The organism is Oscillatoria sp. HE19RPO (genome assembly GCF_024220515.1).
Classification (GTDB): Bacteria; Cyanobacteriota; Cyanobacteriia; order Cyanobacteriales; family Laspinemataceae; genus Laspinema.
The window spans coordinates 1-21,831 of the sequence record NZ_JAMXOT010000193.1 but is presented as its reverse complement, the minus strand read 5'-3'; the positions used below and the strand labels follow the sequence as shown (position 1 = coordinate 21,831).

The window sequence follows — 21,831 nt, the reverse complement described above, 5'->3', positions numbered from 1 at the left end:
CGCAATGCTTGCGCCCTTGGGGCGCAAGCATTGCGCCCCTACAACTCAATACACCTTGACAGGGCTAATTTTGAGAACCTAACCTAAATGTAGAGGCGATTCGCGAATCGCCTCTACATTATTTCGCGTTTGCTTTCCCAAAATGCGTAAGCCCCGTTTCTCTTTCTACTGCTGCCGAAATCAGGCTTTGACAAGTATAGTTTAATCCCGGTGAGGGTTTAGAATGGATTCGGGTCATTTGTTATTGGTCCCTGGTCATTGGTCCCTGGTCCCTGGTCCTTTGTGGTTTGTTTGTCCTAAGTATTCAACAATCCAAAGGACAAATGACTAATGACCAATGACCAATGACCCTGTGTCATGGCTCTCTGACCTCAAATCCGGGGTCCCACAAAAAAAATAAAAAATTTCTGGGATTTTTATTCAATTCGGACTAGACAAGGGATTTAACATCCGCTATAGTATTAAATTGTCGCTAAATTTAAGCCCAAGCTCTCAAATTGGAAACCCAGTGCGGCCCAAAAGCCGATTTTGCGCTATAGTGGTTAGTCCAGACCAACAGAGTGACAACTACTCCTGATTCGGAAAGTTGAGAAAAGCTAAATTTAGTTGCGATCGCCCCTAGCAGGTTCGCAGTCCGAAACGATATCTGACCAGCTAGAGCGATCGAGTGCCTCGCAGAGATACTGAGTAAACCATTGCTTAAGTCTGTGCGGTCAAAGGCAACACAAACGAGCAACCGCTCACCCTAACGGACCAACTCATCAAACTAGCCCAAAGGTAGTTAAAGGCTTCCTAAGTCGTTGGTCCTTGGTCACTGGTCCTTGGTCATCAATAACAAATGACAAAGGACAAATGACAAAGGACAAAGGACAAAAAAGCCTGACTGTCTCCTGCTGTGATGTTGGAGGCAAACTTTGGACTGGTTTGGCGTCGAAACCCGATTCGGATCCGAGCTCTTAATTGAACTCATCACGATCCGAGAAACTTGTAGTGCTTAAGTAAGGGGAGACCATAAACCCGTGGCTGTCGGTATTCTGGGCACAAAACTCGGCATGACCCAAGTCTTTGACGAAGAAGGGAGAGCAATCCCCGTCACCGTCGTCCAAGCGGGACCATGCACCGTAACACAGATCAAATCAAAACAGACCGATGGCTACAGTGCCATTCAGGTCGGATATGGCGAAACCACCACCAAGGCCATCAATAAGCCGGAATTGGGACACCTCGTCAAATCATCAGCGCCTCCGCTGCGTCACCTGCGTGAATATCGCATCGATGATGTCAGCAGCTTTGAACTGGGACAGCAGATGACCGTAGAAGGATTCACTGCTAACCAGATTGTAGACGTGACCGGAATCACCATCGGTCGGGGGTTTGCCGGATATCAAAAACGGCATAACTTCAAACGCGGACCCATGTCCCACGGTTCCAAAAACCATAGAGCCCCCGGTTCTACAGGTGCAGGGACGACTCCGGGTCGCGTGTATCCAGGGAAACGTATGGCCGGTCGTTTAGGTGGAAGCCAAATCACGACTCGCAAATTAGAAATTGTGCGAGTGGATGCGGAAAAGAACCTGCTGCTGATTAAGGGCGCACTTCCGGGAAAACCCGGTGCACTACTTAATATTAAGCCAGCCAATTATGTGGGCCGTGCTAAATAGCAGCCCGGTGAGAAAGAATGAATTCCCCATTCATAAAGCATAGAAAACGGGAATAGAGAGATATGGTTAATTGTGTAGTCAGAAACTGGGAAGGCGAACAAGTTGCCGAAGCGACGATCGATTTGCGAGTCGCTTCTGAAGAGAACGCCAAGCATATCGTTCATCGAGCGGTAACTCGTCAACTGAACCAGGGGCGTCAGGGAACGGCATCGACCAAAACCCGGGCGGAAGTCAGAGGTGGGGGTAGAAAACCCTGGAGACAAAAAGGAACAGGCCGAGCGCGGGCCGGTTCAATTCGTTCTCCCTTATGGAGAGGCGGCGGCGTCATCTTTGGACCCAAACCCAGAGATTATGACGTAAAAATGAATCGCAAAGAGCGTAGACTTGCCTTGAGAACAGCGCTCATCAGCCGCAGCGAAGACTTGATCGTCGTCGAGGAATTTGCAGATAAACTGCCCCGTCCGAAGACCAAAGATCTCCTCAGTGCGATCGCCCGGTGGGGTGTCGAGCCAGACTCCTCAGTATTGTTAATCGTTGACCAACGAGACGACAACGTTTATTTATCAGCACGCAACGTCGAAAACATCAAACTGATTGCCGTCAACCAGTTAAATGTGTACGACCTCGTTGCCGCTGACAAAATCGTAACCACAGCAGCAGCACTCGCCAAAGTTCAGGAGGTCTACGGTGGCTGAAGATAATCTCAGAAAGCTGGCCGATTTGGTGCGGACTCCAATCGTCACCGAAAAAGCGACCCTGCTGATGGAGCAGAACAAATATGTTTTTGATGTGGATGCCAAATCCACCAAACCGCAAATCAAAGCGGCGATCGAACACCTATTTGAGGTCAAGGTAGTTAGCGTCAATACCATGCACAGACCCCCGAAAAAGCGCAGAGTCGGGAAGTTTGTCGGGTATAAGCCTCATTACAAAAGAGCGATCGTAACCTTAGCCGAGGGTGATTCCCTACAAAACATTTTCTTCCCAGAAGTGTAACGAATGCCCAGATTAGGAGTGGGAGGTTACCCAACATCCCCACTCGACTTGCACCAAGTGCATCTGGGATTCAATGGCAAATCAAGCAGTGTTACCAAAACTTTAAATTATGGGTATCCGTACTTATCGGCCCTACACTCCCGGCACACGCCAGTACAGTGTCTCCGAGTTTGACGAAATCACCCGCGACACTCCCGAAAAATCCCTAACCAAGTCAAAGCACCGGAAAAAAGGTCGGAACAATCGCGGGGTAATTACCTGCCGTCATCGTGGGGGCGGACACAAACGCCTCTATCGGCAAATCGACTTTCGTCGGGATAAACATAATATTCCCGCCAAAGTTGCTGAAATCGAATATGACCCCAACCGTAACGCTCGGATCGCCCTCCTCTTCTATCAGGATGGTGAAAAGCGCTACATCCTACATCCCGTAGGATTACAAGTTGGCACTCATATCATCTCCGGACCCGACTCACCCATCGAAGTTGGCAACGCCCTACCCTTGGAAAAGATGCCTCTGGGTACTGTCGTCCATAACGTAGAAATGACACCGGGTCGCGGCGGTCAAATCGTGCGTTCAGCCGGTTCTGGCGCTCAGGTGCAAGCCAAAGAAGGGGATTTCGTCACCCTGAAATTACCCTCCGGTGAAGTTCGGATGTTCCGCAAAGAGTGCTACGCCACCATCGGACAAGTCGGCAACATCGATGTTAGAAACATCAGCCTCGGTAAAGCGGGCCGCAAACGTTGGTCTGGTCGTCGTCCCGAAGTTAGAGGCAGCGTCATGAACCCCGTAGACCACCCACATGGTGGGGGTGAAGGACGAGCACCGATCGGGAGAAGTGGGCCAGTTTCACCTTGGGGTAAACCGGCTTTAGGTGGGAAGACCCGCAAGAAGAAAAAATTAAGTAACGCCTTAATCGTCCGCAAGCGTCGGAAAACCTCCAAGCGCGGCAAGGGCGGTCGGCAGTCTTAATCATCAAGACAAGAGAGTTGAGAATAAACGAATTAACACTTTATTCTTTAATTCTTCTGGGTTCATTTTTGGAACACTGATTTCTCAGATTTTCACAGACAAAGAGAGACAACTGACTTATGGGTCGTTCGCTGAAAAAAGGACCTTTTGTAGCCGATCACTTGCTGAGTAAAATCGAAGCAATGAATGCGAAAGGCGACAGACAGGTCATTAAAACTTGGTCACGAGCTTCGACCATCATTCCCGATATGCTCGGTCACACGATCGCCGTCCATAACGGACGTCAGCACGTGCCGGTCTATATCAACGAACAAATGGTCGGACATAAATTAGGGGAATTTGCCCCGACTCGGACCTTCCGGGGACACGCCAAAGGCGATAAAAAAAGTCAACGACGGTAGGGGCGCAATGCTTGCGCCCGCATCGCTAGTTCGGAGTCTGATGTTAAAGGTTCTTTAATAACAACAAGGGACAACAAACAAACGACAAAGGACTTTGGACAACGGAGAAAACTATGGCTATTGATACCTCAACAGAAGTCAAAGCGATCGCGCGTTATATTCGGATGTCTCCGTACAAAGTACGGCGAGTCCTGGACCAAATTCGAGGTCGCTCCTATCGCGAAGCGCTGATCATCCTCGAATTCATGCCCTATCGGGCTTGCGATCCAATTCGTAAAGTTCTGCGATCGGCAGCAGCCAATGCAGAGCATAACAGCGGACTCGATCCAGCCACCTTATGGGTTTCTCAAGCTTATGCCGATGGTGGCCCGGTTCTCAAGCGATTCCGGCCTCGGGCGCAGGGACGGGCTTACATGATTCGCAAGCCGACCTGTCACATCACCGTTGCCGTCGCTCCCGAGCTTGACGACGAATAGAACAGCAAACGTAAACGTGCCAAGTGAGCCAAAGTCTTGACTTTACGGTTTACGAAACACGGGTTAGTTTTTACGGTAAGTAGAGGACGCACAGAACGTGGGACAGAAAATACACCCAACGGGTTTCCGGCTTGGTGTGACCAAAGAACACCGCTCCCGGTGGTTCGCGGATAGCAATCGCTACCCCGAACTTTTAGAAGAAGACTACAAAATTCGCGAGTATGTCCACAGCACCCTGAACAACGCGGGCATTTCCGACGTTCGGATCGAGCGCAAAGCCGATCAGATCGACCTGGAAGTTCGCACCGCCCGCCCGGGCGTGGTTGTGGGTCGCGGTGGCAGTGGTATCGAGTCCTTACGGACCGGACTGCAAGAAATGCTGGGCAGCAACCGCCAAATCCGCATCAATGTTGTGGAAGTGGCCCGAGTGGATGCCGATGCAACCTTGATTGCTGAATACATCGCCAGCCAACTCGAACGACGGGTTTCCTTCCGTCGCGTCGTGCGGCAAGCCATTCAACGGGCGCAAAAAGCCGGTGTTGAAGGCATCAAAGTCCAAGTCAGTGGACGCCTTAACGGGGCAGAAATTGCTCGGACCGAGTGGACTCGCGAAGGCAGAGTGCCTCTGCATACCTTACGCGCCGATATTGATTACTCCTACCGCACTGCCAGTACCATTTATGGGATTCTCGGCGTCAAAGTGTGGACCTTCAAGGGAGAAATCATTCCCGGACAAGAACTGGAGGCCACCGCAGCAGCGAGTGCAGGTCCTCGGCCCCGAGGCGGCAAAAAACGCCGTCAGCAATTTGAAGACCGGTCTAATGAAGGGTAAGAGATTCAAGAATTAACTTGGAAAACGCGGATAGTTCAGCCGTGTAAGCCTAGTGATGGAAAGGTCTGCGAAGATCCAAGCTAGGAACTAAACATCAAATGATTAAGTTTGAGTAAGTTTTAGAGAACGGTAAGAGATTCAGCTTTTGGTAGGGAGCGAACGCTTGAACTAGCGGTAGTCCGGGTTCACCCGCCCGCGATCGCTTCCCTAACGCGCTCTATGAACCATTACCGATTACGACATCATGTTAAGTCCTAGAAGAACGAAATTTCGCAAGCAACAGCGCGGGCGGATGCGAGGACTGGCGACTCGGGGTAATGAAATTAACTTCGGTGAATTCGCCTTACAAGCGTTAGAACCTTGTTGGATTACCTCCCGCCAAATTGAAGCCAGCCGTCGTGCCATGACCCGGTATATCCGTCGGGGTGGCAAGATCTGGATTCGCATCTTCCCAGACAAACCCGTAACCATGCGTCCGGCAGAAACCCGGATGGGTTCCGGTAAAGGGTCTCCCGAATTTTGGGTGGCTGTGGTCAAACCCGGTCGGATTATGTTTGAAATTGGTGGCGTTCCGGAAGCAACTGCTCGGGAAGCCATGCGGTTGGCGGATTACAAGCTGCCGATTAAAACCAAGTTCATTACACGCGAAGGGGAGTAAGAGAATGGCGTTTCCAAAAATGTCAGACATTGAAAACTTGAGCGATGAGGAAGTCAACGAGCAGATTTTGAGCCTGAAGCGGGAATTATTTACCCTCAGACTGCAAAAAGCTACGCGCCGGTTGGAAAAGACCCACCTGTTCAAGCACAAGAGACACCAACTGTCTCAGTTGCTCACACTGGAAGGCGCACGCAAACGGGCTAATGCCGAATCCGCCGCCGCCGAATAGGAGTAAGTGACATGGCAGTTAAAGAAAGAGTTGGTGTAGTGGTCAGCGACAAGATGGATAAAACCGTCGTTGTGGCGATCGAGAATAGAAGCCCTCATCCGAAGTACGGCAAAATTGTCGTCAAAACCAAGCGCTACAAAGCGCATGATGAGGAAAACAAATGCAAAGAGGGCGATCGCGTCCGCATCCAGGAAACTCGCCCCCTCAGTCGCACGAAACATTGGCAAGTGATTGAGATTATCAATAGTGCCACCCAAATCTAAGAACCACGGAGACTGAAGGTGATTCAACAAGAGTCGTATCTCAACGTTGCCGATAATAGCGGTGCTAAACGGTTAATGTGTATTCGCGTCCTCGGGGGCAACCGACGCTATGCCGGTGTTGGTGACGTGATCATCGCCGTTGTCAAGGATGCTATTCCCAATATGCCGATTAAAAAATCTGATGTGGTGCGCGCTGTTGTAGTGCGTACCCGCAAAGGATTACGTCGTGATAGTGGGATGAGCATTCGCTTTGATGACAATGCTGCCGTGATTGTGAACCCCGATGGTAACCCCAAGGGAACCCGCGTTTTTGGCCCCGTTGCTCGCGAATTGCGCGACAAAAATTACACCAAAATCGTATCCTTAGCGCCGGAGGTGCTGTAAATGGCTAAAAAACAACGGAACACTGCCCTGACGCGCTATAAAATGCACGTCAAAACCGGCGATACGGTGCAGATTATTGCCGGGAAAGAAAAAGGAAAGGTTGGAGAAATCATGAAAACCTTTCCGACCAAGAGCACAGTGATTGTGAAAGGCGTTAACGTGAAAACAAAGCACGTTAAACCTCAGCAAGAAGGAGAATCAGGTCGCATTGAGACGTTTGAATCTCCAATTCACAGCTCAAATGTGATGCTTTATTCTGAAAAGGAAAAAGTGGCAAGCCGGATTTGTTACACCTTCACCGAAGAAGGACGGAAGGTGCGAATGCTCAAAAAAACCGGGGAAATTATTGATTAGGCAAGGGACGAAGGGGAAGGGATTCTTGCCCTACCCCACCGCTCTATATCTTCAGCAATAAGGAATCCCTGACCAAGACCAGGGATAAGGATGTAAAACTCATGGCTACTCAACTCAAAACGCGGTATCAAGAAACGATCGTCCCCAAACTGATGGAACAGTTTAAGTACCAAAATATCCATCAGGTGCCCAAGGTGGTGAAAATCACCATTAACCGAGGCTTAGGGGAAGCGTCTAGCAATGCGAAAGCGCTAGAATCATCTTTGACCGAAATCGCTACAATTGCGGGACAAAAACCCGTGGTGACGCGGGCGAAAAAAGCGATCGCAGGCTTTAAAATCCGTCAAGGAATGCCTGTGGGAATGATGGTCACCCTCCGGGGCGATCGGATGTATTCTTTCCTCGATCGCCTGATCAGTTTAGCACTACCTCGGATTCGGGACTTTCGCGGCATTAGTCCCAAAAGCTTTGACGGACGAGGCAATTACACCTTGGGCGTCAGAGAACAATTAATCTTTCCAGAAGTAGAGTATGACCGGATTGACCAAATTCGGGGTATGGACATATCCATCATCACAACGGCAACAACGGATGAAGAGGGCCGCGCCTTACTCAAAGAAATGGGAATGCCCTTCAAAGAAGGATAATTAACAGGGGAATAAGGAGCGAAAAATGGCGGCTAACGACACGATTGCAGACATGCTAACACGCATCCGCAATGCAAGCCTAGCACGGCACCAAAAAACAGAAGTTCTATCCACAAACATGACCCGTTCCATTGCCAAAGTTCTTCAAGAAGAAGGCTTTATTGCTGAATTTGAAGAAGTTGGGGAAGGGGTCGATAAAAAACTGGCGATCGCCTTGAAATACAAAGGCAAAAATCGTCAACCTATTATCAAAGCCTTAAAACGGGTCAGTAAGCCCGGGTTGCGAGTCTATTCCAATCGGAAAGAACTCCCTCGCGTCTTAGGCGGCATTGGAATTGCCATCATTTCCACCTCATCGGGCATCATGACCGACCGCGACGCCCGTCGTCAAGGTGTAGGCGGTGAAGTGCTTTGCTATGTCTGGTAGTTTGAGATTTTGCCCGTGAATTGGTCTTGAATCCACTGCAAGGGGAAGCAGCACCCTGCCCCCTTCAATTCTGACCTTACGGCTTAAATCTCGACAAGTAAAGAAAGAGGAAAACTATGTCTCGTATTGGTAAGCGACCCATTAATATACCGGCCAAAGTCGTTGTATCCATTGATGGGCAGAAGGTCTCCGTTAAGGGGCCAAAAGGTGAACTTTCCCGAGATCTACCCGCCGAAGTCATCGTGGCACAAGAAGGCGAAACCATCGAAGTCAAGCGTCGGGACGAATCTCGTGCCGCCCGTCAACGTCATGGATTATGCCGCACCTTGGTCGCCAACATGGTTCAGGGCGTCTCGGAAGGATTTCAAAAACGACTGGAAATTCAAGGGGTGGGCTATCGCGCTCAAGTCCAAGGGCGCAACCTGATTCTCAACGTCGGGTATAGCAACCCCGTGGAAATCAACCCCCCCGAAGGCATCTCTGTCGCCGTTGAAAACAACACCAACGTGATTGTCACCGGCATCAACAAAGAAATTGTCGGCAATACCGCCGCCAAAATTAGGGACGTCCGTCCCCCCGAACCCTATAAAGGTAAGGGAATTCGCTATGCAGGCGAACAAGTCAGACGCAAGGCAGGGAAGACAGGGAAGAAATAAACTATGAAACTGACTCGCAGTGAATCTATTGAACGCCGTCATCGGCGCGTGCGACGTCGGGTCATCGGCACCCCAGAACGTCCTCGGTTATCTGTATTTCGCTCTAACCAGCATATTTATGCTCAGGTGATTGACGATAGCCAACACCAAACCCTAGCGGCTGCATCCACCCTCGATCCGGCATTGAAAGCCGAATTAGAGACGGGAGCCACTTGTGACGCATCGGCCAAAGTCGGAAAACTGATCGCCGATCGCGCCCGGGAAAAAGGCATTCAAAAAGTCGTCTTCGATCGCGGCGGTAACCTGTACCACGGTCGGGTTAAAGCCCTAGCAGAAGCGGCCCGTGAAGCGGGTTTAGAGTTCTAAAAAGTTCTAAAGTCGCCTAAGTTTCGGCAGTTGCGCGTTGCCATCTCGCACGGCATAATCTCGTCCCACCAGAGCGATCCAAACCGAGCGAATCGGCAAACGCACCAACACCGAACGAATAGCAACAATCATTCCTGACAAAAAACTATGGCAGAACGTCGTAAAAAAAACGCCCGCACTCGGGAAAAAGAAACAGATTGGCAAGAGCGAGTCGTGCAGATTCGCCGGGTTACTAAAGTCGTCAAAGGCGGTAAAAAACTCAGCTTCCGGGCGATCGTCGTCGTCGGTAACGAACGCGGTCAAGTCGGAGTCGGTGTGGGTAAAGCCAGTGACGTGATCAGCGCCGTTAAAAAAGGCGTCGCCGATGGCAAAAAGCACCTGATTGAAGTGCCCTTGACCAAATCTAACTCCATTCCTCACCGCGTCAATGGCAGTGCCACCGGCGCTAAAGTGATGATGCGTCCCGCCGCACCTGGGACCGGGGTAATTGCCGGGGGTGCTGTGCGCACCGTCCTCGAATTAGCCGGAGTTCGCAATATTCTCGCCAAACAGTTGGGGTCTAACAACCCCCTGAACAATGCTAGAGCGGCGATCGATGCCCTAGTCAGTCTGCGAACCTTGTCTGAAGTCGCTGACGAGCGTGGCATTGCAATTGACAAGCTGTACGCCTAATCCATCGCCAACAGCTTGAACCGAGTCAAGTTACAGACACACCGGGAGAAAAATGAGACTACATGAACTAGGACCCAAAGCCGGGTCTAAAAAACGCAAACGGCGCTTGGCTCGCGGGATATCTGCCGGTCAAGGGGCCAGCGCCGGTAAAGGGATGAGAGGTCAAAAAGCGAGAGCCGGGGGTAGCACCCGTCCTGGGTTTGAAGGGGGACAACAGCCCCTGTACCGCCGTTTGCCTAAGCTCAAGCACTTTCCCCTCGTCAATCGCAAAGAATACACTACGATTAACGTAAGTAAGTTGGCATCATTGGCCGCTAACAGTGAAGTGACCTTAGCGTCTCTGATGGAAGCGGGCATTGTCACCACCAATGATGGGCCGCTGAAAATCTTGGGAGATGGGGAACTGAATGTTCCTTTAAATGTGAAAGCTGCTGCCTTTACCGCAGGGGCCAAAGCCAAGATCGAAGCTGCCGGTGGAACTTGTGAAACCAGTGATGCCAAATCTGTCAGGTGATATGACCGCAAGGGCATTTATCCTAGACAAGGACACGGAGCGCTGCAATGAACAGTAGAGGTACTCCTTAATGGTTGTTAGTCGAGATAAAGCACCAACCGCTCAGGAGACTTTCATGCAGATGGCTAGAGCAGCGGGCCTGCGAGGTCGGCTGCTCCTCACCATTGGTATGTTAGTTTTGGTGCGCTTAGGCATTTGGATTCCAGTTCCTGGTATCGATCGCGCGAGATTTCAGGCCAATATTGATGGCAGTCCGCTGATTGGCTTTTTGGACCTGTTTTCTGGAGGTGGCTTGCGAGCTTTAGGGATTTTTGCCCTAGGGATCCTGCCTTATATTAATGCCTCCATTATTATGCAATTACTGACTGCCGCTCTCCCTTCTTTAGAAGATTTACAAAAAAATGAAGGGGAAGCAGGTCGGCGGAAAATCTCTCAGATTACTCGTTATGTCGCCCTAGGATGGGCATTGCTGCAAAGTACCGGCATTGCTCTATGGGTTGGCGCGTTTGCCGAAAACCCGGATCCGGGTGTTTTATTCTATGTCCAAACTGCGGTGGCATTGACCACTGGATCGATGTTTGTGATGTGGGTATCTGAGTTGATTACGGAACGCGGAGTGGGCAATGGCGCTTCTTTATTGATTTTTGTCAATATTGTGGCGGTTCTTCCCAGTTCTTTGGGTCAAACTCTGGCTCTGGCTCGGGAAGACCAAGCGATTGTCGGTCCGGTTTTGATTCTGACTTTGGTCTTTTTAATTACGATTGTTGGGATTGTTTTTGTCCAAGAAGGGACCCGAAGAATTCCAATTATTTCGGCCCGTCGTCAGGTCGGACGGAAGCTTTATCGGGAGAAAAGTAGCTATCTTCCTTTGAGGTTAAATCAAGGGGGGGTGATGCCGATCATTTTTGCATCGGCGGTGTTAATTCTGCCGGCTTCTTTGGCTCAATTTACCAAAAATGACGTAATGATTACCATTTCGTCTTATTTGAGTCCCAATGGTCCTGCTCCTTTGGTTTATGTGGCGTTTTATTTGACGTTAATTCTGTTTTTCAGCTATTTCTACGCTTCATTGATTGTGAATCCTGTAGATATGGCTCAAAATTTGAAAAAAATGGGGGCCAGTATTCCCGGGATTCGTCCAGGACGGGCGACGACGGAATATGTGGAGCGGGTCCTGAACCGATTAACGTTTTTGGGAGCTATTTTTCTGGGGATGGTGGCGATCGTCCCAACTGCTGTAGAAAGTGCCACGGGTGTGCGGACTTTCCAGGGGTTTGGAGCAACTTCTCTGCTGATTTTGGTGGGGGTGGCGATCGATACGGCCAAACAAATTCAAACCTATGTGATCTCCCAGCGCTATGAAGGAATGGTGAAGCAATAGTGACAAGACTAATTTTTTTGGGTCCTCCTGGAGCGGGGAAGGGAACTCAAGCTCAGATCCTCTCCGAATCTCATCATATTCCTCATATTTCAACGGGGGATATATTGAGGGCCGCTGTTGAGCAACAGACTGATTTGGGCAATCAGGCTAAGGAGTATATGGAGCGTGGGGAGTTGGTCCCGGATTCGCTGCTGTTAGACTTGATTCGCGATCGCCTGACTCAACCGGATGCAACTAAAACGGGATGGATTCTGGATGGGTTTCCTCGGAATGTGCCTCAAGCTGAGTTTTTAGATCATCTTTTGGATGATATTCAGCAAGAGTGTAAGTCAGCCATTAGTTTGGAAGTCCCCGACAAACAGTTGATTGATCGGTTACATGGCCGAGGACGCAGCGATGATGGGGATGAGACAATTGCCCGTCGTTTAAGGGTGTATTATGCCCAAACGATTCCGGTGATTGACTATTATCGAGAGCGGGGTCGGCTGATTGCTATCAATGGCAATTCGCCTATTGAGGCAGTGGCGGCGATTCTGAAAAAAGTAGTCACCAGTTGAAAAACAAATGCCACCGGGAAATGGGGTTCAAATGCCGGAGTTACCCAGTTACGATCGCTGCTGTTTCCGCTCTTCGTTGACTGGTGTAACTTCCCCCGTGCCTGGGTCGAGCTGGCGCTATTTTTGCTAAGATATGTAACGGGCTGTTCACTCAGCTATTCGTGAAAAATCTCTAGCAGTGCGATCGCCATCTGAATCGGGATGGCTCGCCCGAGCGCTGTTGACTGTATTTCTAGCATTGAGGTAAAAACAACTTGGCTAAACAAGATCTAATCGAGATGGAAGGGACAGTGACTGAATCCCTACCGAATGCGATGTTTCGCGTAGACCTAGACAATGGGTTTAACGTACTCGCCCACATCTCGGGGAAAATTCGCCGGAATTACATCAAAATTCTTCCCGGCGATCGCGTCAAAGTAGAACTGACCCCCTACGACTTAACCAAAGGTCGCATCACCTACCGTCTTCGTAAGAAGTAAGGATTCTGCTCTTGCTTATCCCTAAAAATCCTGATAAAAACAAGTCGGTCGTATTTTTGTCATTTCTGACAAAAATTGATATAATATGAAGTTTGTAGCGCTGCTCAAAGAGAAATGAAAGTTCGAGCATCCGTCAAGAAGATTTGCGAGAAGTGCCGCGTCATTCGTCGTCGCGGTCGAGTCATGGTGATTTGTTCCAATCCAAAGCACAAACAACGTCAGGGTTAGATCAAAACCCATCCAATGAATTCTAAATGCCCTAAATTCTGGCCTTTAGAATTGCTCACAGTTGTCAAAACATACTAACCAGTAGAGGGAGAGAACGAGCGTGGCACGAATTGCCGGAGTAGATCTTCCTCGCGATAAGCGAGTTGAGATAGGTCTACGATACATTTATGGAATTGGGCCAACGCGAGCCCAGCAAATTTTGGAGCGGACCGGGGTCAATCCCGATACCCGAGTCAAAGATTTAACCGACGCCGAGGTCGCCACTCTCCGGGAAGACTTAGAAAAAAATTACGAAGTCGAAGGGGATCTCAGACGCTTAGAGGCCATGAACATCAAGCGTTTGATGGACATCGGCACCTATCGGGGCCGCCGTCATCGCATGGGACTCCCAGTACGCGGACAAAGAACTCGGACCAATGCGCGAACCCGTCGAGGTGGAAGGCGCACCGTGGCAGGCAAGAAAAAAGCCCCTTCCAAGAAGTAAGAACGATTCAATCTCGAATCAGGTTCGGCTTCATCGAGCCGAACTTCTTACTGAGTCTCAATCATTTAAACCTTCACAATTGCGATCGATATGGCGCGACAAACAAGCAAAAAAACTGGCTCGCGAAAGCAAAAAAGGAATGTACCTAATGGAGTGGGTTACATTCAGTCCACCTTTAATAACACCATTGTCACGATTACCGATCCCAGCGGAGAAGTAATTTCTTGGGCAACCAGTGGCTCTAGTGGCTTTAAAGGGGCCAAAAAAGGAACTCCCTTTGCCGCTCAAACCGCAGCAGAGAATGCAGCACGCCGTGCAGTTGAGCAGGGAATGCGTCAAATTGAGGTCATGGTCAGTGGTCCCGGTTCAGGCCGAGAGACCGCCATTCGTGCCCTCCAGGGTGCGGGCCTAGAAATCACCTTGATTCGGGACGTCACCCCAATTCCGCACAATGGCTGCCGTCCACCCAAGCGACGTAGAGTTTAAACATTTGCCTATAGCAGCCTTGAAAAAAAACGAAGTCAGACAACAAAGATTCGGACATCAGGATTAAGTGGAGATGAAGGATTTCAACCTAAAAAATCCTGACTCATCACTCCGAGCGATGGTCAAATCCTCAGTCAATGAGGAGCGAGTCAGCATTAAACGAGGGAGGCTAAACTGGCCTTCGATGGATCGAGGAGAAGGGAGGTCACTCCGTGGCGCAGTTTCAGATTGAGTGTGTAGAGTCAAACACTGAAAGAGACCAGTCCCAGTATGGAAAATTCTTACTGGAACCGTTAGAACGGGGTCAAGGCACGACGGTGGGTAATGCCCTCCGCAGAGTGCTACTTTCTAACTTGGAAGGGACAGCCGTAAGCGCAGTCCGAATTGCCGGTGTCAATCACGAGTTTGCCACAATTGAGGGCGTTCGAGAAGATGTTCTGGAAATTTTACTGAACATGAAGGAAGTCGTCCTCAAAAGCTACTCACCCCAACCGCAAATCGGACGCTTACTGGTTCAAGGTCCCGCAACGGTAACGGCAGGTCGGTTTGATTTACCCTCAGAGGTCGAGTCGATCGATCCCAACCAGTATATAGCCACCGTTGCCGAGGGTTCCACCTTAGAAATGGAATTTCGGGTGGAAAAGGGCAAAGGATATCGAGCAGTGGACCGGAGTCGAGATGAAAACGCGGCTTTAGACTTTCTCTTGATAGACGCTGTATTCATGCCCGTTCGCAAGGTCAACTACACCGTTGAAGATGCACGGGTGGGCGGCTCTTTGGAGAAAGACCGATTGATTATGGAAATCTGGACGAATGGCTCGATTTCGCCCCAAGAGGCACTCAGCCAATCCGCCAGCATCCTAGTGGATCTGTTTTCTCCACTCAAAGATATCACGATCGAGTCAATGCTCGAAGAATCGCCGACCGAAGCCGACCCGACCAGTCAAATTCCGATTGAAGAATTGCAACTTTCCGTGCGAGCTTATAACTGTCTCAAACGGGCGCAAATTAACTCAGTCGCAGATCTCCTAGACTACAGTCAAGAAGATCTCTTAGAAATCAAAAACTTTGGTCAAAAGTCGGCAGAAGAAGTCATCGAAGCCTTGCAAAAGCGCTTAGGGATTACCTTGCCCCAAGAAAAGTCAGCTAAAACCAGCACTTAAGCGGCAAAGTGTCAAGTGTTAAGTGTAAAGTCTGAAACCCTCTGACTTCATCCTTTACACTTCACACTTTTGACTTCCCTAAAGTCAGTCAAGCGCTTATAATTTATAGTTCATCCTTTATCGTTCAACCTACATCGTTGATACTTCATTATGCGCCACCGTTGTCGCGTTCCACAATTAGGTAAGCCAGCAGATCAGCGTAAAGCTTTGCTTAGAGCGCTGACTACCGAGCTACTTCGTCATGGTCGCATCACGACCACTAAAATTCGAGCTAAAGCCGTTCGCTCCGAAGCTGAACGGATGATCACCCTAGCCAAAGATGGGTCCTTACCCGCTCGTCGTCAAGCGATGGGTTATGTGTATGATAAACAGCTCGTTCATGCCCTCTTTGAAAAAGCTCAAGAGAGATATGGAAATCGCCAAGGCGGTTACACTCGAATCATGAGAACCGTTTCCCGCCGGGGAGATAATGCCGACATGGCAATTATCGAGCTCGTCTAAGCGAATCTCAGGATTTTTAGACGCCCAGATTTTAGTCTTTATTAACTCTAAAATCTTCGCGCTAAACCCTCATGTTTCCCATCCATCCTCCAATCCTACGATGCTGACCCAAAGAATTGCCCTGGTCATTCAATACCTGGGCACTCATTTTCATGGGTGGCAACGGCAACCAAACCAAAGGACGGTACAGGAGGAAATCGAAACCGTACTGGCCGGGGTCCTCAACCAACCCACTCGCGTAATTGCTGCCGGAAGAACGGATACAGGGGTTCATGCCGCCGCTCAAATGGCTCATTTTGAAGCCAGTAGTCCGATTCCACCGGAAAGATGGGCGGGGGTCCTCAATAGCCGTCTCCCCAACGATATTTTGATCCGGGCATCGGCGGCGGTAGACTCCCAGTGGCACGCTCGATTTTCGGCGGTTTCCCGTCGCTATCGATACATCCTCTATACCGACAAGCAACCTAACTTGTTCGTGCGCCCGTTTTCTTGGCATTATTATTATGCACCCCTGGATGAATCCTTGATTCAAGAAGCTCTGAACCCTTTGGTGGGTCATCATCATTTGGCAGCCTTTCACCGGGCTGGGTCGCAGCGCCAGCATTCCTGGGTAGAGGTACAGGAAGCCAAATGCGATCGCCAGGGTCCATTCGTTCAGATCGAAGTGCAAGCCAATGGGTTCCTCTATGGGATGATGCGGCTACTGGTTGGCTTGCTGGTTGAAGTCGGGACATCGGAGCGAGACCCTTCATCCTTTAAAGACCTATGGGTGAATGAGCGTCGCTCCGAAGTTAAATATGCAGCACCCGCCCAGGGTCTATGCTTATTGCGAGTGGCCTACCCTGAGTCTCCCTTTCCCCCTGAAGTTTGGTGGGATACGATGCCAGAGTTTGTCCTGAGTCCCTCCGTTATGAAGCTGCCATAGAGCTTTCATTCAATATTCAGTCCAAGGTCCGGCGAAGCAAGGGGCATCATTAGAGGCCACCGCCTCCATTGCACCCCATTAGCCCAGCTCATTGACAACTGATACCTACAAACTAACCATGAACAAAACCTACGTTCCACCACAAGGCTCCATCGAGCAAAAGTGGTATGTCATCGATGCCGCCAACCAGCGTCTGGGCCGGTTGGCTGTGGAAATTGCTCGCATCCTGCGCGGTAAAAATAAACCCACCTATACCCCTCACATGGATACAGGTGATTTCGTGATTGTGGTCAACGCTGAAAAAATTGAAGTCACTGGCAAAAAACGCACCCAAAAACTCTACCGGCGTCATTCCGGTAGACCGGGCGGTATGAAAACCGAAACCTTTGCCAAACTCCAAAATCGCTTGCCCGAGAGAATCATCGAGCAAGCGGTGAAGGGAATGTTGCCTAAAAATAGCTTAGGGCGACAGTTGTTCACCAAGTTGAATGTCTATGCCGGGAGCGAGCATCCTCACGCCGCTCAAAAACCTGAAACTTTGACCATCAACACTATTCCAGGAGGTAATTCTTAATGCAAGGAATGCAACAAAGTGGCCGCGTTATGTATTGGGGAACGGGCCGTCGGAAATCTTCCGTCGCCCGGGTGCGCCTGGTTCCGGGTAACGGCACTGTAACCATCAATGGCAAAACAGCAGAAATCTATCTTCAGTACAACGCTGGGTATCTGGGTGCAACCAAAGCCCCCCTGGAAACCCTCGGACTGGAAAATGAATATGACGTGCTAGTGAATGTCCGAGGCGGTGGGTTAACCGGACAATCGGAATCAATTCGTTTAGGCGTCGCTCGTGCGCTGTGCGAACTCGATCCTGAAAATCGCCATCCCCTCAAAGTGGAAGGCTATCTAACCCGGGACCCTCGTGCCAAAGAACGGAAAAAGTACGGTCTCCGCAAAGCTCGGAAGGCCCCTCAATACTCCAAACGGTAAGGTCATTGGTCATTGGTCATTGGTCATTGGTCATTGGTCATTGGTCATTGGTCATTAGTCATTGGTCATTGGTCATTGGTCATTAGTCAACGGTCATTAGTCAACGGTCATTGGGTGTGGGTCTTTCCCAAAGGACAAATGACAAAGGACAAATGACAAATGACAAATGACACAGAAAGCTAAAATAAAACAGAACAAGCGACGGGTTCAAGGAGAACAAAACCATGCCAAAACAAGGAATTCATCCCGAATGGTATCCAGAGGCTAAAGTCATTTGCAACGGTGAAGTTGTGATGACCGTGGGTTCGACAAAGCCGGAAATTCATGTAGATGTCTGGTCCGGAAATCATCCTTACTATACCGGCACCCAAAAGGTGATTGATACTGAAGGACGGATTGAACGCTTCCGTCGGAAGTACGGGATGACCTCGACCAGTGGAGACGGCGGTCAAAATACTAAGAAGTAGCCCGGGTATTTTAGCTGTTAGCTGTGAGGAGTAGCAAATTGATGTTTTGCTGATTTGCTATGGTTTAACCAGCTAACCGCTAGAGATCCACCCATCCCCTACTCTCTAGACTGAGGACTGCTCTATGGCCGAAACTTATCTACTCGATAAATTAAAATCTGTTGAACAAACTTTTCACGAATTGACTCGACGGATGGCGGACCCCGATATCGCCAGAGACCCGAACGAGTTTCAAAAAGTGGCGAGAGCCCGTTCCTCGTTGGAGGAAGTGGTGAATACTTATGAAAATTGGAAAAATACCGAAGCTGAGTTAATCGGCGCAAGGCAGGTCCTCAAGGAAGCGAGTAGCGACCCTGAATTGCAACAGATGGCAGCCTTGGAAGTAGCGGAACTGGATGAGCAATTAACCCAGCTTGAAAGCCGGCTGAAGATTTTGCTGCTGCCTCGGGACCCGAATGATGATAAAAATATCATGCTAGAAATTCGGGCTGGAACTGGGGGAGATGAAGCCAGTATTTGGGCGGGGGATTTGGTGCGGATGTACTCGCGCTATGCTGAAACTCAAGGCTGGCGCGTGAAGATGTTGAGCGAGTCCACGGCGGATATGGGTGGATTTAAAGAGGCTATCCTGGAAATTCAGGGAGAGCAAGTTTATAGCAAGCTCAAGTTTGAAGCGGGAGTGCATCGGGTCCAGCGGGTGCCGGTTACTGAAGGTGGGGGTCGAGTCCATACCTCTACGGCGACGGTGGCGATAATGCCCGAGGTGGATGAGGTTGAGGTCCAGATTGACGCGAAGGATATTGAATTGACGACGGCGCGATCGGGTGGCGCTGGGGGTCAAAACGTTAACAAGGTGGAGACTGCGGTGGATTTGTTCCACAAGCCGACGGGGATCCGGATTTTCTGTACGGAGGAGCGATCGCAGCTTCAAAACCGGGAACGCGCGATGCAGATTCTGCGGGCGAAGTTGTACGATTTGAAGTTGGCTGAACAACAGGAAGCGGTGACTTCGATGCGCCGATCGCAGGTGGGAACTGGTGCGCGATCGGAAAAGATTCGCACTTACAATTACAAGGATAACCGGGTTACGGATCACCGCCTGGGTCAGAATTTTACCTTGATGAGTACCCTGGAAGGGGATATCGAGGAAGTGATTCAATCTTGCATCAGTCAGGATCAGCAGGAACGGTTAGAGGAATTGGCGGCTTCGACGACGATGCCAGTGTAGTTGACAAATTAACCGTTTTGTGATATAGAAGCCAATTATTGGCTATGTCTGAAGCAAAAAGCGAGAACTGGGTTCTCGCTTTTTTGTGTTTGTTGGGGGCGATCGCATCAGAAAACCCGCAGGCTAAAGCCTGGGGCTATACGGACGAAGCCCGCCTGCGCGGGCTAATTCAGAAGGCTGACCCACTGGATTTGGAGAGCGCCCCAATGGTTTTAGGGTCGGGAAAGCAGGGGTCGCCACTGTTGGGGAAAGGGGTGACGGATAAAGACTTTAGCAGCCTGTTGATAATGAGAGAAGGACCGGGCGAGATTATCGATGCGATCGCCCTGTAAGCGCTCACTATAGGCCAAAGCGAGATTATCATGGGTGGCTCCCCATCGTTGGGATTGGAGGCGATCGCAGGGAAATAGGGGGAGGGCCGTTTCACCACAGGCGATCGTAATTTCGATAAAGTCGGCTTTTTTCCCTTCGGAATAGTTCCAAATCTGGCCGCCTAGATTAACCAGGACTGTGGCTAACTCAAGGGTTCGTTTTTGGCTGAGGGTCGGCAAAATGCCAATGACAACCCGAGAGAGACGTTCAGCAAAGCGATCGCTGAGGAGTTCGTCATGCCTTGCCAAGGTGGGGTAGAGGGCGGTAGGGTTGCCCTGGACCTGCTCCATTTCCTGTAAAACGGTGGTTAAAAAGCGAGTGGTTTGGCGATCGGTGGAGTGATACAGGGCGATCGCCTCTTTGAGTGTACGCTGGCGATCGGTGGATTCCTGTCCATCCCTAGGTATCCATCCTGGACTGTGGCGCTCTAGGGCCGCTTTGAAGCCAGGAGAGGTCTGTCTTCGTCTACTGGAAAAGTTGGCAAGGGTTCGCTCGTACATGATTCGGTTCCTCCGCTAATTTCTTAGGTCATTTTCTGCCGATCTCGCTTTTTGATACCGGGTTAAACAGGGGGTGGCGCGGATCGATGATCCGTGGGGATTAAAGGCGATCGTAGCCAGTCCCCTTTTCAATTCTTAATCTCTTTTGGTCTGGATGAAATCCTCCAAATGGCAGACTTGCTACAATTTGGGCTGAATGTAAGTGTGGAATTTCCTACTTATATTTGCCGAGATTTCCATCCCTGTCCGTATATTTTTTTACTAAAAAATAGCAATTTTTTTTATTTGGGTTATCTAATTTATTTTCAACAATTTTTAGAAACCTTTGAGGTTTAACGGTAAAAATAGATACCAAACGGGATAAAAATTAGGCTTATTCTGATTGGGATAGGCTGATGAATTGCAGAAATTTTTGGAAAACTTAATAGGGTAATGGATGTTACAGAAACTCAGTTTTTAGCCCGCAGATTTTGAAAATTCGTTCCCAATGTAGAGGCGATTCGCGAATCGCCTCTACATTGGGCTTCTAACTTTAAAGATTGCAAATGTTTGAGGCTTTCCGAACAGATTCTAAATTAGATGCCTCTATCGAATACAACCTAATAGGGAAGGCTAGTTTCTAAATCATGAATTGACTGAGGAACCACAATTAAGCCATTATTGGCAAGGATTGACTCCACTGTCTTTGGACTGACATTGAAATAGACAGCAGCATCCTCTATAGCCGACTCGGAATAGTCATTATCTAAGTAAGATTGCAAGCTCATGAGAGGACAAAGAAATTCTGCAGCAAAAGCCCGTTGATACTTTTGTCTTGTGGTTCTAAGGTCTGTGCTTGCCAGCCATGAGTTCCCGTGATTGCTGTAGAGTAAGTAATCACCGACAAACCTCGCCAACTCAAATCGTTTGGCGATCGGGTGTTTTTTTCTCGGATAAAACTTAAATCGCTCTGTCTCTAATGGAACAGCAATTGAAACAGGCTGCCGATTTGCAGGAGTCCATGCTTCATATTCAGATTTCTGCAAACCCAGCAAATCATACAGTATTGCGTCATTAACTGGATTTTCTCCAATATTTATCTGTTTCCGTAAATAGGATCCAACTTCTTTTGCTTTTTGCCAAGGCGCTTTTGAGGGTGAACTAGAAAAATCATAACCCGCAACTTCGGGTTTTCCATCTAATCCTGGTTCTTCCATGATATCCGCAATTTTGGCGCTTAGGGGTTTCGCTTCAGAGAGCTCTTGACTGTAGGCAGGAGCAACTTCAGAAAATGTAGAGTCTCCCATTTGCCGGTTGAGATGCAACGCATCATTGATAACACTTTCCGGACACTCGTCCGGATCAAACCCGAGTTCAGCTTCACAACGACGATATCGAGTTGATTCTGGATCAGAAAATTCTTCCTGAACTTCTCGCCAAAGACCACTTAGGGGATTCCAACAAATAAATCATCCTTGCTTTGATGCGATCGCACCTAACAAGGCTCTTTTAGCCCGCGCAGGCACCGCTTTGTCCGTGTAGCCCCAGGCTTGAGCCTGCGGGTTTTTTGAAGGTTTTATTTTTT

At 49.5% G+C, this 21,831-nt stretch carries 34 protein-coding genes and 1 pseudogene; 31 read left to right on the top strand and 4 right to left on the bottom strand.

The annotated features are described in order from the left end of the window. Positions 1-1,019 precede the first annotated feature (1,019 nt). The 16 genes from rplC (at position 1,020) to rplR (ending at position 9,323) form a co-directional block, all read left to right on the top strand. Positions 1,020-1,661 carry a 50S ribosomal protein L3 gene (rplC, locus tag NG833_RS18015; RefSeq protein WP_015148970.1) on the top strand — a complete coding sequence of 214 codons (642 nt, stop codon included), beginning with the start codon at positions 1,020-1,022 and terminating at the stop codon, positions 1,659-1,661. Between the two features lie 62 nt (positions 1,662-1,723). After that, positions 1,724-2,356 (top strand): 50S ribosomal protein L4, encoded by a 633-nt coding sequence (gene rplD / locus NG833_RS18010; RefSeq protein ID WP_254566655.1) that lies wholly within the window; start codon positions 1,724-1,726, stop codon positions 2,354-2,356. Then, positions 2,349-2,657 (top strand): 50S ribosomal protein L23, encoded by a 309-nt coding sequence (locus NG833_RS18005; RefSeq protein WP_015148972.1) that lies wholly within the window; start codon positions 2,349-2,351, stop codon positions 2,655-2,657. Before rplD ends, NG833_RS18005 begins: the two co-directional genes overlap by 8 nt. Positions 2,658-2,766: 109 nt before the next feature. Then, positions 2,767-3,630, top strand: coding sequence for a 50S ribosomal protein L2 (gene rplB / locus NG833_RS18000; RefSeq protein ID WP_015148973.1), 864 nt, complete (start codon positions 2,767-2,769; stop codon positions 3,628-3,630). Between the two features lie 119 nt (positions 3,631-3,749). Then, positions 3,750-4,031, top strand: a complete 282-nt coding sequence (gene rpsS / locus NG833_RS17995; protein ID WP_254566654.1) for a 30S ribosomal protein S19 — start codon at positions 3,750-3,752, stop codon at positions 4,029-4,031. Positions 4,032-4,144: 113 nt separating this feature from the next. Further along, positions 4,145-4,507: a 50S ribosomal protein L22 gene (gene rplV / locus NG833_RS17990; RefSeq protein ID WP_015148975.1), complete on the top strand. Its 363-nt coding sequence runs from the start codon at positions 4,145-4,147 to the stop codon at positions 4,505-4,507. Between the two features lie 97 nt (positions 4,508-4,604). Continuing rightward, a complete protein-coding gene (gene rpsC / locus NG833_RS17985; protein ID WP_254566653.1) occupies positions 4,605-5,339 on the top strand; it encodes a 30S ribosomal protein S3 in 735 nt (244 codons plus the stop codon). 244 nt (positions 5,340-5,583) lie between these two features. Continuing rightward, complete coding sequence (gene rplP, locus NG833_RS17980) at positions 5,584-5,997, top strand: 50S ribosomal protein L16 (RefSeq protein WP_015148977.1); 414 nt, start codon at positions 5,584-5,586, stop codon at positions 5,995-5,997. A gap of 4 nt (positions 5,998-6,001) precedes the next feature. Next, positions 6,002-6,226, top strand: a complete 225-nt coding sequence (gene rpmC / locus NG833_RS17975) for a 50S ribosomal protein L29 (RefSeq protein ID WP_015148978.1) — start codon at positions 6,002-6,004, stop codon at positions 6,224-6,226. Between the two features lie 11 nt (positions 6,227-6,237). Next, a complete protein-coding gene (gene rpsQ, locus NG833_RS17970; protein ID WP_015148979.1) occupies positions 6,238-6,489 on the top strand; it encodes a 30S ribosomal protein S17 in 252 nt (83 codons plus the stop codon). 18 nt (positions 6,490-6,507) lie between these two features. Continuing rightward, a complete protein-coding gene (gene rplN / locus NG833_RS17965; RefSeq protein WP_015148980.1) occupies positions 6,508-6,873 on the top strand; it encodes a 50S ribosomal protein L14 in 366 nt (121 codons plus the stop codon). Beyond that, the gene (gene rplX, locus NG833_RS17960; protein WP_254566652.1) at positions 6,874-7,227 is read left to right on the top strand and encodes a 50S ribosomal protein L24; all 354 of its coding nucleotides are present in this window, start codon (positions 6,874-6,876) and stop codon (positions 7,225-7,227) included. It abuts the gene before it with no gap. 101 nt (positions 7,228-7,328) lie between these two features. After that, positions 7,329-7,874, top strand: a complete 546-nt coding sequence (gene rplE, locus NG833_RS17955; protein ID WP_254566651.1) for a 50S ribosomal protein L5 — start codon at positions 7,329-7,331, stop codon at positions 7,872-7,874. A gap of 25 nt (positions 7,875-7,899) precedes the next feature. Beyond that, positions 7,900-8,301 carry a 30S ribosomal protein S8 gene (rpsH, locus tag NG833_RS17950; RefSeq protein ID WP_015148983.1) on the top strand — a complete coding sequence of 134 codons (402 nt, stop codon included), beginning with the start codon at positions 7,900-7,902 and terminating at the stop codon, positions 8,299-8,301. Positions 8,302-8,417: 116 nt separating this feature from the next. Next, on the top strand, positions 8,418-8,957 hold the full coding sequence (gene rplF / locus NG833_RS17945) for a 50S ribosomal protein L6 (protein ID WP_254566650.1): 540 nt from the start codon (positions 8,418-8,420) through the stop codon (positions 8,955-8,957). Positions 8,958-8,960: 3 nt separating this feature from the next. Beyond that, positions 8,961-9,323: a 50S ribosomal protein L18 gene (gene rplR / locus NG833_RS17940; protein ID WP_254566649.1), complete on the top strand. Its 363-nt coding sequence runs from the start codon at positions 8,961-8,963 to the stop codon at positions 9,321-9,323. A gap of 6 nt (positions 9,324-9,329) precedes the next feature. On the opposite strand, the gene NG833_RS30490 is transcribed toward rplR, so the two are convergent. Next, a complete protein-coding gene (locus NG833_RS30490; protein ID WP_256556047.1) occupies positions 9,330-9,455 on the bottom strand; it encodes a hypothetical protein in 126 nt (41 codons plus the stop codon). 15 nt (positions 9,456-9,470) lie between these two features. Here NG833_RS30490 and rpsE point away from each other — a divergent pair, with 15 nt between their 5' ends. From rpsE to rpsM, 7 genes are all read left to right on the top strand, one after another. After that, positions 9,471-9,995, top strand: a complete 525-nt coding sequence (gene rpsE / locus NG833_RS17935; RefSeq protein WP_254566648.1) for a 30S ribosomal protein S5 — start codon at positions 9,471-9,473, stop codon at positions 9,993-9,995. Positions 9,996-10,047: 52 nt separating this feature from the next. After that, entirely contained in the window at positions 10,048-10,509 is a 462-nt protein-coding gene (gene rplO, locus NG833_RS17930) for a 50S ribosomal protein L15 (RefSeq protein WP_254566647.1), read from the top strand. Between the two features lie 70 nt (positions 10,510-10,579). Beyond that, positions 10,580-11,890 carry a preprotein translocase subunit SecY gene (secY, locus tag NG833_RS17925; protein ID WP_254566646.1) on the top strand — a complete coding sequence of 437 codons (1,311 nt, stop codon included), beginning with the start codon at positions 10,580-10,582 and terminating at the stop codon, positions 11,888-11,890. Then, entirely contained in the window at positions 11,890-12,447 is a 558-nt protein-coding gene (locus tag NG833_RS17920; protein WP_254566645.1) for an adenylate kinase, read from the top strand. Before secY ends, NG833_RS17920 begins: the two co-directional genes overlap by 1 nt. A 254-nt stretch (positions 12,448-12,701) precedes the next feature. Continuing rightward, entirely contained in the window at positions 12,702-12,926 is a 225-nt protein-coding gene (gene infA, locus NG833_RS17915) for a translation initiation factor IF-1 (RefSeq protein ID WP_008191178.1), read from the top strand. A gap of 114 nt (positions 12,927-13,040) precedes the next feature. Continuing rightward, a complete protein-coding gene (gene rpmJ / locus NG833_RS17910) occupies positions 13,041-13,154 on the top strand; it encodes a 50S ribosomal protein L36 (RefSeq protein WP_006618079.1) in 114 nt (37 codons plus the stop codon). A gap of 100 nt (positions 13,155-13,254) precedes the next feature. Then, positions 13,255-13,638 carry a 30S ribosomal protein S13 gene (gene rpsM, locus NG833_RS17905; RefSeq protein WP_254566644.1) on the top strand — a complete coding sequence of 128 codons (384 nt, stop codon included), beginning with the start codon at positions 13,255-13,257 and terminating at the stop codon, positions 13,636-13,638. A 57-nt stretch (positions 13,639-13,695) separates the two neighbouring features. Here the strand turns inward: rpsM and NG833_RS30995 are convergent, their stop codons facing one another. Then, positions 13,696-13,788: a hypothetical protein gene (locus NG833_RS30995; RefSeq protein ID WP_375293925.1), complete on the bottom strand. Its 93-nt coding sequence runs from the start codon at positions 13,786-13,788 to the stop codon at positions 13,696-13,698. On the opposite strand from NG833_RS30995, the pseudogene rpsK reads away from it, so the two are divergent. From rpsK to prfA, 8 genes and pseudogenes are all read left to right on the top strand, one after another. Then, a pseudogene (rpsK, locus tag NG833_RS17900) lies at positions 13,774-14,124 on the top strand (30S ribosomal protein S11); the annotation flags it as partial. The gene NG833_RS30995 and the pseudogene rpsK sit on opposite strands and share 15 nt — an antisense overlap. 212 nt (positions 14,125-14,336) lie before the next feature. Beyond that, the gene (locus tag NG833_RS17895; protein WP_254566642.1) at positions 14,337-15,287 is read left to right on the top strand and encodes a DNA-directed RNA polymerase subunit alpha; all 951 of its coding nucleotides are present in this window, start codon (positions 14,337-14,339) and stop codon (positions 15,285-15,287) included. 150 nt (positions 15,288-15,437) lie between these two features. Beyond that, positions 15,438-15,788, top strand: a complete 351-nt coding sequence (gene rplQ, locus NG833_RS17890; RefSeq protein WP_254566641.1) for a 50S ribosomal protein L17 — start codon at positions 15,438-15,440, stop codon at positions 15,786-15,788. A 100-nt stretch (positions 15,789-15,888) separates the two neighbouring features. After that, a complete protein-coding gene (truA, locus tag NG833_RS17885; RefSeq protein ID WP_254566640.1) occupies positions 15,889-16,713 on the top strand; it encodes a tRNA pseudouridine(38-40) synthase TruA in 825 nt (274 codons plus the stop codon). Between the two features lie 118 nt (positions 16,714-16,831). Continuing rightward, a complete protein-coding gene (gene rplM / locus NG833_RS17880; RefSeq protein WP_254566639.1) occupies positions 16,832-17,287 on the top strand; it encodes a 50S ribosomal protein L13 in 456 nt (151 codons plus the stop codon). After that, complete coding sequence (gene rpsI, locus NG833_RS17875) at positions 17,287-17,700, top strand: 30S ribosomal protein S9 (protein ID WP_254566638.1); 414 nt, start codon at positions 17,287-17,289, stop codon at positions 17,698-17,700. Before rplM ends, rpsI begins: the two co-directional genes overlap by 1 nt. A gap of 224 nt (positions 17,701-17,924) precedes the next feature. Further along, entirely contained in the window at positions 17,925-18,167 is a 243-nt protein-coding gene (gene rpmE / locus NG833_RS17870; protein ID WP_254566637.1) for a 50S ribosomal protein L31, read from the top strand. Between the two features lie 124 nt (positions 18,168-18,291). Beyond that, on the top strand, positions 18,292-19,395 hold the full coding sequence (gene prfA, locus NG833_RS17865; protein WP_254566636.1) for a peptide chain release factor 1: 1,104 nt from the start codon (positions 18,292-18,294) through the stop codon (positions 19,393-19,395). Positions 19,396-19,607: 212 nt separating this feature from the next. Here the strand turns inward: prfA and NG833_RS17860 are convergent, their stop codons facing one another. Both NG833_RS17860 and NG833_RS17855 read right to left on the bottom strand, forming a co-directional pair. Then, on the bottom strand, positions 19,608-20,267 hold the full coding sequence (locus NG833_RS17860) for a hypothetical protein (protein WP_254566635.1): 660 nt from the start codon (positions 20,265-20,267) through the stop codon (positions 19,608-19,610). Between the two features lie 599 nt (positions 20,268-20,866). Beyond that, on the bottom strand, positions 20,867-21,553 hold the full coding sequence (locus NG833_RS17855; protein ID WP_254566634.1) for an ImmA/IrrE family metallo-endopeptidase: 687 nt from the start codon (positions 21,551-21,553) through the stop codon (positions 20,867-20,869). Positions 21,554-21,831: the final 278 nt, after the last annotated feature.

Excerpts from the sequence above, each read along its gene's own strand:
- rplO (WP_254566647.1), top strand. The coding sequence starts at position 10,048 with ATGAGACTACATGAACTAGGACCCAAAGCCGGGTCTAAAAAACGCAAA.
- rpsS (WP_254566654.1), top strand. The coding sequence starts at position 3,750 with ATGGGTCGTTCGCTGAAAAAAGGACCTTTTGTAGCCGATCACTTGCTG.
- rpmJ (WP_006618079.1), top strand. The coding sequence starts at position 13,041 with ATGAAAGTTCGAGCATCCGTCAAGAAGATTTGCGAGAAGTGCCGCGTC.
- truA (WP_254566640.1), top strand. The coding sequence starts at position 15,889 with ATGCTGACCCAAAGAATTGCCCTGGTCATTCAATACCTGGGCACTCAT.
- secY (WP_254566646.1), top strand. The coding sequence starts at position 10,580 with ATGGTTGTTAGTCGAGATAAAGCACCAACCGCTCAGGAGACTTTCATG.
- NG833_RS17860 (WP_254566635.1), bottom strand. The coding sequence starts at position 20,267 with ATGTACGAGCGAACCCTTGCCAACTTTTCCAGTAGACGAAGACAGACC.
- rplQ (WP_254566641.1), top strand. The coding sequence starts at position 15,438 with ATGCGCCACCGTTGTCGCGTTCCACAATTAGGTAAGCCAGCAGATCAG.
- rplE (WP_254566651.1), top strand. The coding sequence starts at position 7,329 with ATGGCTACTCAACTCAAAACGCGGTATCAAGAAACGATCGTCCCCAAA.
- rplX (WP_254566652.1), top strand. The coding sequence starts at position 6,874 with ATGGCTAAAAAACAACGGAACACTGCCCTGACGCGCTATAAAATGCAC.
- prfA (WP_254566636.1), top strand. The coding sequence starts at position 18,292 with ATGGCCGAAACTTATCTACTCGATAAATTAAAATCTGTTGAACAAACT.
- rplP (WP_015148977.1), top strand. The coding sequence starts at position 5,584 with ATGTTAAGTCCTAGAAGAACGAAATTTCGCAAGCAACAGCGCGGGCGG.
- rpmC (WP_015148978.1), top strand. The coding sequence starts at position 6,002 with ATGGCGTTTCCAAAAATGTCAGACATTGAAAACTTGAGCGATGAGGAA.
- rplB (WP_015148973.1), top strand. The coding sequence starts at position 2,767 with ATGGGTATCCGTACTTATCGGCCCTACACTCCCGGCACACGCCAGTAC.
- rplM (WP_254566639.1), top strand. The coding sequence starts at position 16,832 with ATGAACAAAACCTACGTTCCACCACAAGGCTCCATCGAGCAAAAGTGG.
- rpsQ (WP_015148979.1), top strand. The coding sequence starts at position 6,238 with ATGGCAGTTAAAGAAAGAGTTGGTGTAGTGGTCAGCGACAAGATGGAT.
- rpmE (WP_254566637.1), top strand. The coding sequence starts at position 17,925 with ATGCCAAAACAAGGAATTCATCCCGAATGGTATCCAGAGGCTAAAGTC.
- rplD (WP_254566655.1), top strand. The coding sequence starts at position 1,724 with ATGGTTAATTGTGTAGTCAGAAACTGGGAAGGCGAACAAGTTGCCGAA.
- rpsH (WP_015148983.1), top strand. The coding sequence starts at position 7,900 with ATGGCGGCTAACGACACGATTGCAGACATGCTAACACGCATCCGCAAT.
- NG833_RS17855 (WP_254566634.1), bottom strand. The coding sequence starts at position 21,553 with ATGGGAGACTCTACATTTTCTGAAGTTGCTCCTGCCTACAGTCAAGAG.
- rpsI (WP_254566638.1), top strand. The coding sequence starts at position 17,287 with ATGCAAGGAATGCAACAAAGTGGCCGCGTTATGTATTGGGGAACGGGC.
- NG833_RS30490 (WP_256556047.1), bottom strand. The coding sequence starts at position 9,455 with ATGATTGTTGCTATTCGTTCGGTGTTGGTGCGTTTGCCGATTCGCTCG.
- rplV (WP_015148975.1), top strand. The coding sequence starts at position 4,145 with ATGGCTATTGATACCTCAACAGAAGTCAAAGCGATCGCGCGTTATATT.
- rpsE (WP_254566648.1), top strand. The coding sequence starts at position 9,471 with ATGGCAGAACGTCGTAAAAAAAACGCCCGCACTCGGGAAAAAGAAACA.
- rplR (WP_254566649.1), top strand. The coding sequence starts at position 8,961 with ATGAAACTGACTCGCAGTGAATCTATTGAACGCCGTCATCGGCGCGTG.
- rplF (WP_254566650.1), top strand. The coding sequence starts at position 8,418 with ATGTCTCGTATTGGTAAGCGACCCATTAATATACCGGCCAAAGTCGTT.